Source organism: Pseudomonas sp. NFACC37-1 (assembly GCF_900101575.1).
GTDB lineage: Bacteria > Pseudomonadota > Gammaproteobacteria > Pseudomonadales > Pseudomonadaceae > Aquipseudomonas > Aquipseudomonas fluorescens_AA.
Genome location: NZ_FMUZ01000009.1, coordinates 57,547 through 74,780 on the forward strand (window position 1 = coordinate 57,547; position 17,234 = coordinate 74,780).

Here is a 17,234-nt window from a genome sequence, read left to right on the forward strand (position 1 = left end):
TGGTACCAAGGGCTATCGCCGCGGGTCGGGCCAATGTCCCGGTGTCCGGCTGCGCTAGGCTGTGGTTCACTGGCGCAGGCCTCTACAATGGCGGCGCAGCGCTGTTTTTAAGGCGCGCGGAAAACTTGTATCAGGATTTCTCATCGGGGGATGGATGGACAGGTTCCAGGAAATGCAGGTTTTTCTCGCCGTGGCCCAGGAGTCGGGGTTTTCGGCGGCGGCGCGGCGCCTGGGCCTGTCGGCGGCCAGCGTCACGCGGGCGGTGGCAGGATTGGAACAACGCATCGGCACGCCATTGCTGGTGCGCACCACCCGCAATGTGTACCTGAGCGAAGCCGGTCAGCGCTTTCTCGAGGACTGTCGGCGGATCCTGAGCGATTTGCAGGAAGCCGAGGATTCGGCGGCCGGCAGCCACGTCCAGCCCCGTGGGCAATTGACGATCACCGCGCCGGTGCTGTTCGGCCAGTTGTTCGTCACGCCGCTGCTGGTGGATTACCTGCATCGGTTCCCCGAGGTCAGCATCAACGCTTTGTTGTTGGACCGTACGGTGAGCCTGGTGGAGGAGGGCATCGACGTTGCCCTGCGCATTGGCGAGCTGCCGGACAGCAACCTGCACGCGGTGCGGGTCGGTGAAGTACGGCGAGTGGTGTGCGGCTCCCCGGACTTCTTCGCACGCCACGGGCGGCCCCGGCATCCGGATGACCTGGAGCGAATGCCCGTGGTGGCGTCGTCGGCCATTGGCCAGGTCAAAAGCTGGACCTTCATCGATTCTGGCCAACCGTTGGCCGTCCGGCCCGCCCCTCGGCTGGTGGTGACGGCCAATCAGGCGGCGATCACCGCCGCTTGCCAGGGGTTGGGAATGACGCGAGTCCTGTCTTATCAAGTGGCGGGCAACGTGGCCGCCGGCGAACTGGAAATCGTCCTGGCCGATTTCGAATTGCCGCCTCTGCCGATCCATGTGGTGTACCAGGGCGGACGCAATGCGCCGGCGCGGGTCCGCAGTTTTGTCGATTTTGTCGTCAGTGCATTGCGCGAACATCCAGCCTTGAGCGGCTGACGCATTGTTTCTCTGGCTGAAACAATGGATTGCATTTCTGGGTGATTCTCTTGTTTTGGCCCGGAGCGGAAGATGACCCCATCGACGCCGTTGTGCTGATGGCGTCACTTCCTGCGGAGTCGACCATGAACCCTATCAAGCACTATCACTTCCCGCTTTCCGGCCATTCCCATCGCGTTCAATTGATGCTTTCGTTGCTCGGGCTACCGGTCGAGGAGGTGTTCGTCGACTTGGCCAAGGGCGCGCACAAACAGGCGGACTTCCTCGCGCTCAATGCGTTTGGCCAGGTACCGGTCATTGACGATGACGGCGTGGTGCTGGCGGACTCCAACGCGATCCTGGTGTACCTGGCGCACAAATATGGCAAGGGCCGCTGGCTGCCCACCGATCCAGTCGGCGCCGCGCGGGTGCAGCGCTGGTTGTCGGCGGCGGCCGGGCCGATCCATGCGGGGCCGGCCACGGCGCGACTGATCACGGTGTTTGGCGCGGCCTACAACGCCGAGGACGTGATTGCCCGTTCCCACGCGGTGTTGAAAGTCATTGATCAGGAATTGAGCCGTCGTGATTTTCTGGCGGGTGATACGGCGACCGTCGCGGACATCGCCGGCTACAGCTACATCGCCCACGCACCGGAAGGCAATGTGTCGCTGGAAGACTATGCCCATGTGCGGGCCTGGTTGGCGCGGATCGAAGCCTTGACCGGATTCGTGGGCATGCCGCGTACGGTTGCCGGGTTGCAAAAGCACGCCTGAGCATTTGAGTGGGTCGCTGTGTGACGGGGGCGCTTGCTCCCGCTGGGTTGCGCTGTAGGAGCTGCCGAAGGCTGCGATCTTTTGATTTTGATCTTTCGCTTGCGACTCAATGGTCTGGGACAAGATCGCAGCCTCGTTGCACTCGACAGCTCCTACAGGTCCAATGGGAGCAAGCTCCCTTGCCACAGGTATCAGGCGTAGGAAAGCGCCTTTTCCTCCAGCAGTTCCTCGTACAACCGCACCCATTTTTGGCCCATCTCTTCGGAGGTGAACAACTGGCGGTAACGGGCTTCGGCCTTGACGCCCATTGCCTGGGCCTGAGCCGGGTTTTCCCACAGGGTGCGCATCGCCTCGCGGAAGGCCTCGGGGTTGCTGGGGGGCACCACCAGGCCGGTTTCGTCGTGGATGTTGATGTAGCTGGTACCGGTGCCGATTTCACTGGAGATCATCGGTTTGCCGAACATCGCGCCTTCGAGCAGGGAGATGCCAAAGGCTTCGGAGCGCAGGTGTGAAGGAAACACGATGGCATAACTCAGTTCCAGCAATGCGACCTTGTCTTCGTCCCCCAGGCGCCCGAGGAAGTGCAGGTTGCGCAGGCCCAATGCCGTCGCCTGGGCATGCAATTGTTTTTCCAGTGGGCCGGCGCCCACGATGACCACGGGATAATCCACACCCTTGAGGGCGTCGAGCAGGATGTGCAGGCCTTTGTAATAACGCATCACCCCCACGAACAAAAAGAAGCGCTCGCCCAGTTTTGCCTTCCATCCCGCCATGCGTTCGGCGTCAGCCTGTGGATAACTGGTCTTGTTCAGGCCGTAGGTGATGATCCGGGTCTTGGCGCTGTATTCCTTGAGCACATCGCTGGTTTGAACATAGTTCGGCGAGGCCGCGACAATACGATCAGCGCCGTCCAGGAAGCGTCGCATCAGCGGCCGATAGAGCTTGAGCAGGTGCCGTTGGCGGACGATGTCCGAATGGTAGGTCACGACGTAGGGTTTTTTCACGGCACTGCAAAAGTGCACCAGGTCCATGAACGGCCAGGGGAAGTGGTAGTTGATCACGTCCGCTTCGGCGGCCAGCTCACGGAATTTCTTGAACACGCTGTAGGAGAAGCCGGTGGACGCTACTTGGAAGTCCATTCGGGCTTGATGAACGATATGCTGTCGGAGCTGGATCGGACCGGGTGCGGGATGTTCGCTCAACGTCAGCACGGTGTTATCGATACCCAATCGGTCGCTGCTGTCGCAAAGCTGGAAAATGACCTGTGCGATGCCGCCCATGGAGTCAGTCAAATAACTTTTGTAAAAGTGCAGGACTCGCATTCAACCTCCCAAGACCTGGCGATACGCGTGGGCAGTGACCTTTGCACAGCGTTCCCAGGAAAACAGCGCGGCCTGTTGTAATCCCGCTTCCCGATGCGCCTGCCAATGCAGGCGATCTTCGATCAACCGCTCCATGGCGTCGCGCATGCCGTGTGGATCGTCGGGTTCGCAATAGATACCGGCCGGCCCGGCCACTTCCGGCATCGCCGAGCAGCGGGTGGTCATCACCGGGGTGCCACTGGCCATGGCTTCAAGCACCGGCAGGCCAAAACCTTCGTAGTACGACGGGAACACCAGTGCCCGTGCCCCCGCCAACAATTGGGCGACCTGTTCGTCAGGCAGGTAACCCGCCAGACAAACATGACCGCCAGCCAGGGCGCGTTTCAACTCATCATTGAGCTGCGCCTGTTGCCATCCGCTCATTCCTACAATGAACAAAGGAAAAGCCTGACGCAGGGATTCAGGGAGCCCGGCATGGGCGCGCAGGGCCAACGACAGGTTCTTGCGTGGCTCCAGGGTGCCGACACAGAGAAAGTATCGGCCATGCTCCAGGCCATGGGCCTTGAGCACGGCGTCGATCGCTTCCGGTTCGCGCGGGTGGAAACGTGCCGCGACCCCCAGCGGCGCGACCCTCAGGCGCTCGGTGGTCAGGCCGAAATACTGCTGGGCTTCATCGGCGATGAACTGCGAGTCGGTCAGGATCAGCTGCGCCTGTTCCACTGCACGGCTGAGTCGTCGCTCGATTTCCTTCAGGCGTGCCGGTGGTTGCGTCTCGGGGTAGCGCAGGTGCGTAAGGTCATGAAGGGTGATCACCGTCGGCCCTTCGAAGGCCAGCGGCCAAAGGCTGGGTTCGTGATACAGGTCGATAGCCTTTGAACGGCCCTGATCGAAGCGTTTCTGCTCCAGCCAGCGCCGCGCCTGGTAGGCGCCCGGAACCCGTCGCAGCAAGGGGCTCAGCCTTGAATAGCCAGGCTTGGCTGTTGGCGGCAATTGCGGGCTCCAGCCCCAACCGTGGAACAGTGACAACTGTACATCCGGCTCTTGGGCCAAGGCCGTCGCCAGTTCCGCCACGTAGTGGCCGATGCCGGTGCGTGGCGCCTGGAGAATGCGTGCGTTGAGGGCTATCCGCATGCTGTTTCCCGGTCGACAATGACTTCGTTAACGTGGCCCTCGATCCTTTCTACCAGTTGCGCACTGGCTTGGCGCCAGTTCAGCCATTGCCATTGATCCAGGTTGCGCCTGGCCGGGAATACTCCGGTGTGTTCCATGTCGATGACCAGGTTCGCCAGGCTTTGGGGATCGTCGAGATCGAAGTAGACCATGAAGTCACCGCCGATTTCCCGAAACACCGGGATGTCGCTGCCCATCGCCGGCAAGCCGCGTTGCATGGCCTCCACCAACGGCAGGCCGAAGCCCTCCACGTAGGATGGGAACACCAGCGCGGTGGAGTGCCTATAGGCGTGTTCCAGGCTTTGGTCCGCCAGGTGGTTGAACATGAACAGGCGGCTGTCCAGTTGTGGATGACGTTGGATACGTTCGATCAGGGCCTCGCATTTCCAGCCGATTTTCCCGACGATGCATAACCGTGCTTGTGACCCGGCGGCCCAGGCCCGCTCGAACGCATCGATCAGGTAGGCGTGGTTTTTCCGCGGTTCGATGGTGCTGACCATCAGGAACACCGGCTCGGGGCGCTTGAACAGCCGCAACAAGTTCGGGTCGACGGCGTGAGTGGCGTCGATCAGGTCGAGTTCGCTGCCCAAGTGGAAATAGTCGAACCAGCGCTCGTGCACCTGCTGCTCGCCAATACGCCGGACCATTTCCTGGCGAAGCTGGTCGCGGATGGTGGTGGAGATGGCGATGTAGCCGTCGGCGGTGCGGGCGATCCAGTCGAACCAGCGATTGAATACCCTGACCAGCCCAGCGTCGCAGAATTGCGGGTGGGTCAGGGGAATCAGGTCATAAACCACCGAGATGATTCCGACGCCATCACGCTTGAGCTGTTCGGCCAGGGGGAAGAAATCCGCGTGCCAAGAGGAATCCAGCAACACCAATTGATCCCCGGGCCGGTGTTCCAGCGGCACGATGCGCGGCGGAACCTGCCGGCGCCTGAGGAGCAGGTTGAGTAGACGAATCGGGAGGCTCAGGCAGCCAAAGACAAACAGCCGGCAGCCGACGTACAACAGGCGACGCGCCCAGACCGACTGACTAAAGACGTGTCGTGATTCCAGTGTCCGGTGCCTGAGCCAGAACAGATTGGCCGCTTGCTCCAGTCGCGCGCGCAGGCTGACAAGGTCCCATGCTTTCGCGGGCGGTGGTGCCAGGCTTTTAACTTCGTAGAGCTTGCCTTGCAGCATCACGACGGGAATGCATTCGCGCTCCAGCTCTTTGACCGGCAGTTCGCGGATGACATTGCGCACGACCCTCTGGATCCCGGAGTTTGCCTTCGGGTTTTCATAGACGTAAGTGCATTCAACCAGCAAACGACTCATGGCAACTCCTTTTGCGGCAACGCCTCGACGGCAGTCTGGCTCGAGCGCTGGATACTGGTCCGGGCCTGGAGCCAGGAACAGCCGACGAAATCCTCCTGGCGATTATTGATGACGTGAAACACCAACCCATAGTCGCGCCATTCGAAATTACGGTCCAAGTGCGAGTCCAGCCGCGACAGGCTGAGGGCGATGGAGTAATTGCCCTTGCCCAGGCGCATGTCGAAACTGAAACGAAAGGTGATCTGTTCGCCGGCCTTGAGGTCGGTCACGGCTTTGTCCTGGCGATGGGTGTTGATGCCGTACATGGGCTGGCCAAGGCGGTCCTTGATCAAAAAGCCCAGCACCAGCCGCTCGATGTCCTGGCGAATTTCAACCCGCACTTGCAACACCATCGGCTGGCCGATCTCGGCCACTTCCACCGACTGCCCCTGGCTGTTGAGCAATTGCACATCGACGATGCCGGCCTCGCCGGTACCGGAAATCGTGCGTATCTGGCCGTTGGCGAGCATTTCCTGGCGAACCACCTGGCCCTCACGCTGGGCCAGCATCGCGTTGTAATAATCCATCACCTCTTCCGGCTTGCCGCGCATGGCCATGCGCCCGTGTTCGAGCAGGATGGCGGTGTCGCAGATCGACTGGATCGCCGAGCGATCGTGGGACACGATCAGCAGCGTGGTGCCGGCCTTGCGGAAGCTGCGGATGCGCTCGAAGCTCTTGTGCTGGAAGTAGGCATCGCCCACCGACAGCGCTTCGTCGACGATCAGGATGTCCGGGCGTCGGGCGGTGGCAACGCTGAACGCCAGGCGCATCTGCATGCCGCTGGAATAAGTGCGTACCGGCTGGTCGATGGCCTCGCCGATTTCGGCGAACCCCTCGATTTCGGGCATCAACGCTTCGATTTCCTCTACGTGCATCCCCAGCAACTGACCGGCCATGAACGCATTCTGGCGGCCGGTGAAATCTGGATGAAAGCCCATGCCCAATTCCAGCAACGCGGCGACGCGGCCTTGCAAATGGATGTGGCCGCAGGTGGGTTGGGTGGTGCCGGTGATCATCTTGAGCAACGTGCTTTTGCCGGCACCGTTGACCCCGACGATGCCGACGGCTTCGCCGGGCTGGATCTCGAAATCCACGCCTTGCAGGATCCAGTGCAGTTGATGGCGCTGGCGGGAAAAGGGGATCAACCACTCGAACAGCCGGCTCCAGCGGTTCGGATACTGCTTGTAGGCCTTGCCCAGGCCGGTGACGCGCAAATGTCCCATCAGAGTTCATCCACCATTTCACCGCCGCGCCGGCGAAACATGCGCAGGCCCAAGGCACACAACAACAGGGCCACCACCAGCAACGGTACCAGCGAGCTCCAGACCGGCCACTGGTTGTAGAGAAACAGGTTCTGGTAGCTCTGCATCAGGGCGGTCATGGGGTTGAGGGCGAGCAGTTGCTGGATCGATGGCGGCAGGATCGTCATCGGGTAAACGATCGGTGTGAGCCAGAACCAGAATTGCAGGCAAATGCCGAACAACTGCCCGACATCGCGGAAAAACACATTGAGGATCCCCAGCAGCATGCCCAGCCCGGCGGCGAACATCACTTGCAGGGCCAGCAGTGGCACCAGGGCCAGCAAGGTCATGCCTGGCCAGCGCCCGGTGATCAGCAGGAAACCGAGAAAGAGCCCGAGGATGATCGCGAAGTTGATCCCCGCATTGAACAGCACGATCACCGGCAGGCAGATCCGGGGGAAGCTGATCTTTTTCAGCAGGTTGGCGTTTTCCAGGAACATGCCCTGGCTGCGGGTGGTGATTTCCGCGAACAACCCCCAGGTCAGCAGCCCGGCACAGAGGTAGACGCTGTAGGCCATGCCATCTTCGACCCCGGGCAGGCGGGCACGCATGATGTGGGAAAAAATCACCGTGTAGACGAGGATCATCGACAACGGGTTGAGCACCGTCCACAACGCGCCGAACAACGAGTTGCGATAGCGTGCCTGGAACTCGCGCTTGACGCTGCCCAGGACGAAGCCGCGATAGCTCCACAGTGAGCGTTGCAAGGCCAACAGCATCAGACGGCCCTGCCGTAGTGGTCTTCGAAGCGGACGATGTCGTCTTCCCCGAGATATTCGCCGCTCTGGACCTCGATGATGACCAGGTCGATGACACCGGGGTTTTCCAGGCGATGCTTGTGGCCGGCGGGAATGAAGGTCGATTCGTTCTTGGCGACCAGGTGCGAGCCCGAGCCGTTATTGGTGACCTTGGCCATGCCTTCGACGACTACCCAATGTTCGTTGCGGTGATGGTGCATTTGCAGCGACAGCGATGCGCCAGGCTTGACCACGATGCGCTTGATCTTGAAACGTGGCCCTTCTTCGAGGACGGTATAACTGCCCCATGGACGGCTGACCGTGCGATGCAGGCGATAGGCTTCGTGGTCCTTGTCCTTGAGTTTCCGGACGACGCGGCGAACATCCTGGGCGCGGTCGGCATGGGCCACCAGCACGGCGTCGGCGGTGTCGATGATGATCAGGTTTTCCACGCCCAGGGCGGCCACCAGGCGGCTGTCGCTCTGGACGAAGGTGTTCTGGCTGTCGATAAACAGGGCTTCACCGGTGGCGCGGTTGTTTTGCCCGTCGGCGGGTACCAGGCTGGCGACGGCGCTCCAGGAACCGATATCGCTCCAGTCGAAGGCGGCCGGGATCACCACGACATTGGCTGAGCGCTCCATCAGGGCGTAGTCGATGGAGATGTCCGGCATTTCGGCGAAATGCGCCGCGGACAATTCCTGCTGCACACAACCTGAGGTTTCCACCGCGGTGCTGGCGGTGACACAGGCGCGCGCCTGTTCCAGCAACTCGGGGGCGTGGGCGTGCAGCTCCGCCAACAGGGTCTTGACCGAGAAGCAGAACATCCCCGAATTCCACAGGAAACGGCCACTTTCCAGGTACTGGGTGGCGGTCTGCAAGTCGGGCTTTTCGACAAAGCGCACGACCTTGGCCGCGCCCTTGGTATCCAGGGGCTGGCCCCGTTCGATGTAGCCGAAGCCGGTTTCCGGCGTCGAGGGCAGCACGCCGAAGGTCACCAGATGGCCGTTTTTGGCCAGCTCCACGGCGTGCTCAACGGCGGCCTTGAAGGCCGCCTCGTCCTTGATCAAGTGATCGGCAGGCATGACCACCAGGATCGCCTCGTCACCGTGCAGGGCCTGTACCGCGAGGGTGGCCGTGGCAATGGCCGGCGCGGTGTTGCGGCCTGTCGGTTCCAGAACGAAGTGACCGCGATAACGCTCCAGGTGGGCGCTCTGATAGTGGTCGCGGCTCTGGAAGTAGTACTCGCGATTGGTGACGGTGACGATGTCGCCTCGACCGTCGAACAACCCCGCCGCCCGCCGATAGGTCTTGCCCAGCAGCGACTGGCCGTCGGGCAAGAGCATGAAAGGCTTGGGATGGCCCTCGCGGGACACCGGCCACAACCTCGTCCCGGCACCGCCGGAAAGAATCACGGGAATGAGCATGGCCTACTCCTTGGCGACGCGTTTCATGTCCGCATCCATCATCATGCGGATCAGGGTGTCGAGGTCGGTCCGAGGCTTCCAGCCCAGGACGCGTTGTGCCTTGGCCGGGTTGCCGAGCAACACCTCGACTTCGGCCGGGCGGAAAAACGCCGGGTCGATCTTGACGAAGTCACGGTAGTCCAGGCCCACGTGTTCGAAGGCAATCCTGCACATCTCGCGCACGGTGGTGGTGACGCCGGTGGCCACCACGTAATCGTCGGGGCAGTCCTGTTGCAACATCAGCCACATGGCTTCGACGTAATCGCCGGCAAAGCCCCAGTCGCGCTTGGCGTCGATATTGCCCAGGCGCAATTCCTGCTGCTTGCCCTGCTTGATGCGCGCAGCGGCATCGGTGACCTTGCGAGTCACGAACTCGATGCCGCGCAGCGGTGATTCATGGTTGAACAGGATGCCGCTGCTGGCATGCAGGCCGAAGCTTTCCCGGTAGTTGACGGTGATCCAGTGGCCGTACAGTTTCGCCACGCCATAGGGGCTGCGCGGATAGAACGGGGTGTGCTCGTCCTGTTGCTCGGCCTGGATCAGGCCGAACATTTCGCTGGTGGAGGCCTGGTAGAAGCGGGTCTGCACACTGAACTGGCGAATGGCTTCGAGCAGGTGGGTAACCCCGAGCCCGTCGACGATGCCGGTGGTCACCGGCTGGTCCCAGGAGGCCGCGACGAAACTTTGCGCGGCCAGGTTATAGACCTCGTCCGGCGCCGACTTGATCACTGCCCGTTGCACCGAGCAGGCATCGGCCATGTCACCGTCCAGGTAAACGATATCCTGTTCGATGCCCATTTCTCGCAGCCGCCAGCGCGAGTCGCTGCTGCGTCGCGCCACCAGGCCGTGGACTTTGTAACCCTTGTCGAGCAGCAACTTGGCCAGATACGCGCCGTCCTGGCCGGTGATCCCTGTGATCAATGCACTTTTCATTCTTGTTGTACCCGTATCTCCCAGTCGGACAGGATCGCCCGCAAGGATTGTTGTGTTGTTGTTTCGGGCGTCCATCCGGTGGCCTGTCGTAGCTTGGCTGGGCTACCACAGACGCGACGCTGTTCTGCGCGGCGAAGACGCGCAGGGTCCTGGATCAGTTGCACATCGACCTGGGCGAGATCGCCCAGTTGTTCGATCAGGCTGCGAATGCTTTGCTCGCGACCCGAGCAGATGTTGTAGACCTGCCCCGGGACGCCTTTTTCCAGCAGGGCCAGGTAGGCCGAAATCACATCGCCGACATCGAGGAAGTCGCGGGTCACGTCGATATCGCCCACTTGCAGCCGGGCTGGTTGCAGGCCCAGCTTGATCCGGCTGATCTGCCGGGCGGCGCTGGCAATGACGAAGCTGTCCTTCTGGCCGGTGCCGATGTGATTGAACGGGCGGGCCACCAGCACCGGCCAGCCTTCGCTCATGCCCCACTGCAGGCTCAGCAGTTCGGCCGACAGCTTGCTCACGGCATATGGGTTGCGCGGGGCGGGCGGTTGCAGTTCGGTAATCGGCAGGTGGTCTTCGCTGATCTGGCCATAGACATCACCGGAGCTGACATACAGGAATGTGCCGGTGAAACCCCGGGCCTTGAGGGCCTGGAGCAGGTTCAAGGTGCCCAGCAGGTTGATGTGCAGGGTGCGCGCCGGATCGCGGAAAGCTTCGGGGACAAAGGTCTGTCCCGCCAGGTGGATCACGGCGTCGGGAATCTCGGGCCAGAGGCCTTCCAGGGTCCTGGCATCCGTCAGGTCGTAGCGGGCAGCGTCAGGCATCACCTGCCACGCCGAATCATGACCGTTCAGTCGAGATTTGAGGTGACGTCCAACGAAACCGCTGAGGCCCGTAACGAACAGACGTTTTTTCAAGCACCAGCTCCCTTGATGGTCGCTTCGTCTATTGCGAACTGAGTGGGAAATTTCCGTAAGATCGGGGAAAAGTCACTCAACGATTGGCCTAGAGAAGCGTTTGTTGTAGTTGTTTGGTTGCCAATCTGTGCCAATTTTGCAGCAATTTCAACAGCGCAAACCGTGACTGGTCAGTTCTCATATTTATAGCTGGTTTATTCTCGCCGGGCGGTTCACGAACCCTTGGCGGATGTGTTTAGAATGCCCCTCGTCAGGCTGTCCCTGGTTTCGATCTTCGAGATGAGCCCCAGGGGCGGGACCATAAAAAAACAAGAACGAGACGGGTAGCGAGATGAACGACGCGTGGCGGCCCCCGGGCCGGCTCGATGCGTGACTCGACCGTCATGAAGTGGGGCTGCCGGGACGGCGGCGCCATGATGGGATGCCATGAATTTCATTCTTTACTCGGACGTAAACGATCACTCCATCAGCCAGAGCCTCGGCCGCCCTGAGTACAGCTATTACTTCGTGCTCAAGGCCTATCGTCCCGTGCTGGAAAGCCTGGGGCCGGTGCATGTGGTGTCGTCGGTCGCCGAGGTCGATCCGTTGTATCGAACATTGCAGCAGGCCGGGCAGGACTGCTTGTTCCTTTCGTTTTCCCCCCCGCACAAGACGCCGCTGGACCTGCTTTGCCCGATGGTCTGCGTGGTGGCCTGGGAGTTCGATTCGATCCCGGCCGAGCACTGGGACGACGACCTGCGGCATGACTGGAGTCGCACGCTGGCCCGTCACGGCCGGGTGATTACCCTGTCCAGCCATACGGCCGAGGCGATCCGCCGGACCTTGGGCGAGGATTTCCCGGTATTGGTATTGCCCACGCCGCTGTGGGAGCGTTTCGCGGCGGTTCGTGAGCAATACCCGAGCCTGCCGATCAACCCGGGAACGACCTTGCAGATCAAGGGCTGCATCATCGACAGCCGGCCCCTCGGGCTGTCGGCCGATGGCTTGATCGCGCCGATCCTCGAAGAAGTGCCGGAACCGGAACCAGAGCCGGAACAGATCATTGAGCCGCCCCCTCTGACTTGGCGGCGGCGCGCATTCATTTCCCGCCATTACCTGCGCGAAGTCATCCGCGCCTTCACCGGCAAGCGCGAGCAGGGGCCCGTGTGGCTGTGCAAGCACAACCTGCTGTGCTGGTATCGCGAGGCGGTTCGCGACCTGGTCCCCGTGCCGGTGCGCGTTGCCATCAGCAGGATCCTGAGAGGGCCGGCACCGCCGCCGGTGGCCGTCGAGCCCGTTCCAGAGCCGGCCTCCGAACCGGCGCTACCGGAACATCCCCAGGCCGTGCTGCCGGATACCCAACAAGTGGTGGAAACCGAAGTCAGTGGCGTGGTGTACGTCAGCGTGTTCAACCCCGATGACGGGCGCAAGAACTGGCATCAGTTGATCACCGCATTCTGTTGGGCCCTGCGTGACGTCGAGGACGCCACGCTGGTGCTGAAAATGACCCAGAACGACCTGTCGACCTACTACGTCGAACTGTTGACGCTGCTGTCCCAGCTGTCGCCGTTCAGTTGCCGGGTGGTGGTGATGCACGGCTATCTGGAGGACGAACAATTCGCCCGGCTGTATGGCGCGGCGAGTTTCTACGTCAATGCGTCCCGCTGTGAGGGCCTGTGCCTGCCGTTGATGGAGTTCATGTCCTGTGCACGCCCCGTGATCGCGCCGGACCACACGGCGATGCGCGATTACATCGACGCCGAGGTGGCCTTCATCGTCAAGTCCAGCCGCGAACCGACCATCTGGCCGGAAGACTCGCGCATTTTGTATCGCACGCTGCGCCATCGACCCGACTGGGGCTCATTGAAACTTGCCTACCAGCAGAGCTACGCCATGGCCAAGCACCAGCCACAGGCCTACCAGGCCATGGCGGTTGCCGCGAACGAGCGGATGCGCCGCTACTGCGCGTTCGCCCCGGTGCAGCAGCGCCTGGTGGATTTCCTGGCTGAGCCAGGCTGTGACGAAGGGCTGCCGCTGGCGATCCAGGCAGGTAGCGCCTCATGCTGATCATCATTTATTCGGAAACCAACCAGAGCAACATTCTGGAAAACCTCGGTAAGCCCGAGTACAGCTATTACTTCGTGCTCAAGGAGTTTCGCCCGGTGCTGGAGCGGTTGGGGCGGGTGGTCGAAGTGACCCGGCCTGACGAAGAGGTCGATCAGCTGTACGCCGATTGCCTGGGGCGTGGCGAGGATTGCGTATTCCTGTCGTTTTCACCACCTCATCGCACCGCGGCCCACTACGCCTGCCCGACGATCCCGGTGTTCGCCTGGGAATTCAGCACCATTCCTACCGAAAGCTGGCAGGGCGAGGCCCGGCACGACTGGCGAGTGGTCTTGGGCGCGACCGGCATGGCGATCACCCATTCCAGCTTCACCGTCAACACCGTTCGTGAGGTGATGGGCGCAGACTTTCCCATCGCCGCTGTCGCCGCGCCGGTATGGGACCGCTTTGCCGCCCGTGGCGCGGTGCTGGCCCAGCGGCCGACCGTGGATCACATGCGCCTGCAATTGCGTGGCCTGCTGATCGACAGTCGCACCACCGACCTGCGGCCTTATGGCCCACCGGTGCACCAGGCGGGCACGCCGCTGGTGCTGGACGGCCCGGCCGAGGATTGCGAGTTACTGCTGGACGGTGTGATCTATACCTCGGTGTTCAATCCCTACGACGGGCGCAAGAACTGGAAGGACATGATCAGCGCATTTTGTGCGACGTTTCGCGATGTTCCTGACGCTACCCTGGTGCTCAAGCTGACCCACCACGATGTCACCGCCGCGCTCACCGACATGCTCCACCACGTCTACAAGAACCAGTCGTACCGCTGCCGCATCGTGCTGATCCACGGTTACCTGGCGGACGCGGACTACGAACGGCTGGTGGAAGCCACCCGGTACGTGGTCAACAGTTCCTATGGCGAAGGACAGTGCCTGCCGTTGATGGAGTTCATGTCCTGCGGCCGTCCGGCAATTGCGCCGCTGAACACGGCGATGGCCGACTACATCGATCACGACAATGCCTTCGTGGTGGATTCGACCGAGGAACTGACCGCCTGGCCCCACGACCCGCGTGCGGCTTACCGGACCCTGCGTTATGTCACCGATTGGGACTCGCTGTGCTCGGCCTACCGCGCCAGCTACGACGTGGCTAAAAATGATCCCGAGCGTTATCGCCAGATGTCGGCCCATGCCGTGCGCAGCCTGGAGAAATTCTGCAGCCAGGCCAACGCCGAGCAGCGTTTGCGGGGGTTTTTCGAACAACTGTCCGAGCGTCGCCGGAACGCGGCGCAGCCATGATCCGGCGATGGCTGGCCGGGCGCAGGCCAGTGGCGCCTCCGCCAGCGCCGACGGTGGCCGTTTCGCCCCGGGATGCCGGCCTCTACGACGCGATGCTCGACGGCTGGTTTCGCAGTGAAACCGGCGAATTGCTCAAGGGCTTCGCCATCACGGCCGACGATACCTTGCTGGATGTGGGCTGCGGCGAAGGTGTGGCGACGCTGTTTGCCATGCGCCAGGGCGCGTCCGTGATCTTTACCGACAGCGAACAGGACAAGGTGCGCGACCTGGCTCGCCAAGTCGAGGCCCAGGCCGCCGCGCCGTTCCTGGGGCTGGTCAGCAACAGCCTGCCGCTGCCCCTGGCCGATGGCTGTGCGAACAAGATCGTCTGCATGGAGGTGCTCGAGCATATCCATGAGCCAGGGCCGTTCATGGCCGAGCTGGTGCGCATGGGCCGACCCGGGGCGCAGTACCTGCTCAGCGTGCCGGCCCCGGTGGGTGAGCATTTGCAGCAAGGCATCGCGCCGCCGGGCTACTTTCAGGCGCCCAACCATGTGCAGATTTTCAGTGCCGAACGATTCGCCGCGCTGGTGGAGGATGCCGGGCTGGTGATCGAGCATCGCCAGGCCAGCGGGTTTTTCTGGGTCATGGGCATGATTTTCTTCTGGGCCAGCGAACGAGCGGCCGGCCGGGACCTCGAGGGGGCCGTACGCGACCGTATCCAGGCGCCATATCCCCCCTTGATGGAGCGCTGGGCGAGCCTCTGGCAGGACTTGCTGACGCAACCCGACGGCCTGGTGATCAAGCAGGTGCTGGACCGGTTCATGCCCAAGAGCCAGGTCATCATCGCGCGTAAACCCGATCCTTCTTCCGGGAGTCATTCATGAGCGGCAAGCGGATCCTGGACATCGAATTGCTGCGCGCCGTTGCGGTGATCGGCGTGCTGTTCCATCACCTGCAAGGCATGCCGTTTCCTGGCGGATGGCCGCGCCTGGCGGCCCTGGCCGACAGTTTCCAGCTGTGGTGGGGCGTGGACCTGTTTTTCGCGATTTCGGGGTTCGTCATCGGGCGCAGCCTGATCCCGCAATTGCGTCGCTGCGACAGCCCCCGGCAATTCTGGGCCGTCACTCGGGATTTCTGGATTCGCCGGGCGTTTCGCCTGTTGCCGTCGGCCTGGCTCTGGCTGCTGCTGGTGTTGTTCGCGGTGTTTTTCCTGAACCGTTCCGGTGCGTTCGGCAGCGTGCAGGCCAACCTGCAGGCGACCCTGGCCGGTTTCCTGCAATTCGCCAACCTGCGTTTTGCCGATGCCTTCATGCAGTATGAATACGGCGCGAGCTTCGTGTACTGGACGCTGTCGTTGGAAGAGCAGTTCTATCTGATCCTGCCGCTGCTGGTGTTCGTCTCGCGCCGCTATTTGGTGTGGGTGCTGCTGGCGGTGGTGCTCGTGCAGTTTTTCACCTGGCGGGCGCTGTGGCTGTCGGTGATCCGTACCGATGCCTTGGCGCTGGGTGTGTTGTTGTCGATCTGGAGCCTGCGGCCCAGCTACTGGCGCTTCGAGCCCACGTGGTTGCGCCGCCCGCCCTTGGGTGTGCTGCTGGTGCTGGGCCTTGGCGGTGTGATGGCCTGGATCGCGACCGAGCACTTCAATTTGTCGTTCTACCGTCTCGGGGTCATGGCGGTGCTGAGTGCCGTGCTGGTCTGGGTGGCCTCTTACGATCGGGATTACCTGTTGCCCCGCGGACGACTTAAAACGGTGCTGACCTGGGTGGGCAGTCGTTCCTATGGGATCTACCTGATCCACATCCCGGTGTTTTTCCTGCTGCGCGAGTTGTGGTTTCGTTTCGCCCCCTTGGGCTCGCCGGACCCGGCAAGCCATCCCTGGCCGGCCCTGGCGTGTGCGTTGTTGCTGATCGGGCTGTTGAGCGAGCTCAACTACCGTTGGGTCGAAATGCCCATGCGCAATCGTGGCGCCCGGTTGGTTGAACGCCTGTCCGCCGCTCGAACCGTCCTTCCTGTTTCTGGAGCCCCGTCATGCTGAGCCTTTTGAAAAAACTCACCACGGGCACGCCCGCGCCCGCCGAACCGGTGGCCGAGAAAGTCGACCCGTACATGCTCGGGCTGCACGATGCGATGCTCAGCGGCTGGTTCAACCAGCAAACCGGCGAACTGTTCACGGGTTTCCCTGTGACGCCTGAGGACACGTTGCTGGACGTGGGCTGTGGCGACGGCGGCAACGTGCATTTTTGCGGAATGCGCGGAGCGAAGATCATCATCGCCGACATCGATGCGGCCAAGGTCGAAGCCACGCGCCAGCGCTTGAGCGACACCCCTGCGCGCGACGTCGAGTGCCATGTGACCGACTGCAATCCGCTGCCCATTGCCGACGCCACGGCCACCCGGGTGGTGTCCACCGAAGTCATCGAGCACGTCGACGACCCGGCGCAGTTCCTCGCCGAACTGGTACGGGTCGGCCAGCCCGGCGCGCTGTACCTGCTGAGCGTGCCGCACCCCAGTTCCGAGGATCTGCAAAAAGACATCGCCGCGCCGGAGTACTTTCGCAAGCCCAACCACATTCGCATCATCAGTGAAGAGCAGTTCAAGGCGATGGTCAGCGAGGCCGGGCTGGAAGTGTTGAGCCACAACCAATACGGGTTCTATTGGTCGATGTGGATGCTGTTGTTCTGGGAGGCCAAGGTCGATTTCAGCAACGCTGACCACCCGTTGCTCAATCACTGGGCCGACACCTGGCAAGCGGTGCTGGATTCACCGCGCGGGGCGCAGATCAAGCAGGCGCTGGACGCGGTGGTGGCCAAGAGTCAGGTGATTATTGCGCGTAAGCCTTGATGACGTTGGTAGGCCTCAACCCTGTGGGAGCGAGCTTGCTCGCGATAACGTTGGTTCAGCCGCTTATAGATTGAC

The 17,234-nt window shown here is 62.0% G+C and carries 15 protein-coding genes; 7 read left to right on the forward strand and 8 right to left on the reverse strand.

Annotated elements, in window-relative coordinates; all coding sequences use genetic code 11:
• Positions 1–154: 154 nt before the first annotated feature.
• Positions 155–1,057 (forward strand): LysR family transcriptional regulator, encoded by a 903-nt coding sequence (locus BLP82_RS12710; protein ID WP_092168180.1) that lies wholly within the window; start codon positions 155–157, stop codon positions 1,055–1,057.
• Positions 1,058–1,182: 125 nt separating this feature from the next.
• On the forward strand, positions 1,183–1,809 hold the full coding sequence (locus BLP82_RS12715) for a glutathione S-transferase family protein (RefSeq protein ID WP_092168183.1): 627 nt from the start codon (positions 1,183–1,185) through the stop codon (positions 1,807–1,809).
• Positions 1,810–2,000: 191 nt separating this feature from the next.
• Here BLP82_RS12715 and BLP82_RS12720 read toward each other — a convergent pair whose 3' ends face one another.
• Genes BLP82_RS12720 through BLP82_RS12755 form a run of 8 tightly spaced genes read right to left on the reverse strand, consistent with a single transcriptional unit; the run spans position 2,001 to position 11,004 of the window.
• Positions 2,001–3,131 carry a glycosyltransferase family 4 protein gene (locus tag BLP82_RS12720; RefSeq protein ID WP_092168186.1) on the reverse strand — a complete coding sequence of 377 codons (1,131 nt, stop codon included), beginning with the start codon at positions 3,129–3,131 and terminating at the stop codon, positions 2,001–2,003.
• A complete protein-coding gene (locus BLP82_RS12725) occupies positions 3,132–4,262 on the reverse strand; it encodes a glycosyltransferase family 4 protein (protein WP_092168189.1) in 1,131 nt (376 codons plus the stop codon).
• Positions 4,253–5,620, reverse strand: coding sequence for a glycosyltransferase family 4 protein (locus BLP82_RS12730; RefSeq protein ID WP_092168192.1), 1,368 nt, complete (start codon positions 5,618–5,620; stop codon positions 4,253–4,255). The genes BLP82_RS12725 and BLP82_RS12730 overlap by 10 nt, the downstream gene beginning before the upstream one ends.
• Positions 5,617–6,882 carry an ABC transporter ATP-binding protein gene (locus BLP82_RS12735; protein ID WP_092168195.1) on the reverse strand — a complete coding sequence of 422 codons (1,266 nt, stop codon included), beginning with the start codon at positions 6,880–6,882 and terminating at the stop codon, positions 5,617–5,619. Before BLP82_RS12735 ends, BLP82_RS12730 begins: the two co-directional genes overlap by 4 nt.
• A complete protein-coding gene (locus tag BLP82_RS12740) occupies positions 6,882–7,679 on the reverse strand; it encodes an ABC transporter permease (RefSeq protein WP_092168198.1) in 798 nt (265 codons plus the stop codon). The genes BLP82_RS12735 and BLP82_RS12740 overlap by 1 nt, the downstream gene beginning before the upstream one ends.
• The gene (locus tag BLP82_RS12745) at positions 7,679–9,121 is read right to left on the reverse strand and encodes a mannose-1-phosphate guanylyltransferase/mannose-6-phosphate isomerase (protein ID WP_092168201.1); all 1,443 of its coding nucleotides are present in this window, start codon (positions 9,119–9,121) and stop codon (positions 7,679–7,681) included. The genes BLP82_RS12740 and BLP82_RS12745 overlap by 1 nt, the downstream gene beginning before the upstream one ends.
• A 3-nt stretch (positions 9,122–9,124) precedes the next feature.
• Complete coding sequence (gene gmd, locus BLP82_RS12750; protein WP_092168204.1) at positions 9,125–10,093, reverse strand: GDP-mannose 4,6-dehydratase; 969 nt, start codon at positions 10,091–10,093, stop codon at positions 9,125–9,127.
• Complete coding sequence (locus BLP82_RS12755; protein WP_092168207.1) at positions 10,090–11,004, reverse strand: GDP-mannose 4,6-dehydratase; 915 nt, start codon at positions 11,002–11,004, stop codon at positions 10,090–10,092. The genes gmd and BLP82_RS12755 overlap by 4 nt, the downstream gene beginning before the upstream one ends.
• Positions 11,005–11,430: 426 nt before the next feature.
• On the opposite strand from BLP82_RS12755, the gene BLP82_RS12760 reads away from it, so the two are divergent.
• From BLP82_RS12760 to BLP82_RS12780, 5 genes are read left to right on the forward strand one after another with little or no spacing between them, the layout of a single operon-like run.
• Positions 11,431–13,050 (forward strand): glycosyltransferase, encoded by a 1,620-nt coding sequence (locus BLP82_RS12760; protein ID WP_092168210.1) that lies wholly within the window; start codon positions 11,431–11,433, stop codon positions 13,048–13,050.
• Positions 13,044–14,336 (forward strand): glycosyltransferase, encoded by a 1,293-nt coding sequence (locus BLP82_RS12765; RefSeq protein WP_092168213.1) that lies wholly within the window; start codon positions 13,044–13,046, stop codon positions 14,334–14,336. The genes BLP82_RS12760 and BLP82_RS12765 overlap by 7 nt, the downstream gene beginning before the upstream one ends.
• Positions 14,333–15,202 carry a class I SAM-dependent methyltransferase gene (locus tag BLP82_RS12770; RefSeq protein WP_092168216.1) on the forward strand — a complete coding sequence of 290 codons (870 nt, stop codon included), beginning with the start codon at positions 14,333–14,335 and terminating at the stop codon, positions 15,200–15,202. The genes BLP82_RS12765 and BLP82_RS12770 overlap by 4 nt, the downstream gene beginning before the upstream one ends.
• Positions 15,199–16,353: an acyltransferase family protein gene (locus BLP82_RS12775; protein WP_092168219.1), complete on the forward strand. Its 1,155-nt coding sequence runs from the start codon at positions 15,199–15,201 to the stop codon at positions 16,351–16,353. The genes BLP82_RS12770 and BLP82_RS12775 overlap by 4 nt, the downstream gene beginning before the upstream one ends.
• The gene (locus BLP82_RS12780) at positions 16,347–17,159 is read left to right on the forward strand and encodes a class I SAM-dependent methyltransferase (RefSeq protein WP_092168222.1); all 813 of its coding nucleotides are present in this window, start codon (positions 16,347–16,349) and stop codon (positions 17,157–17,159) included. Before BLP82_RS12775 ends, BLP82_RS12780 begins: the two co-directional genes overlap by 7 nt.
• The last annotated feature ends 75 nt before the right edge of the window (positions 17,160–17,234 follow it).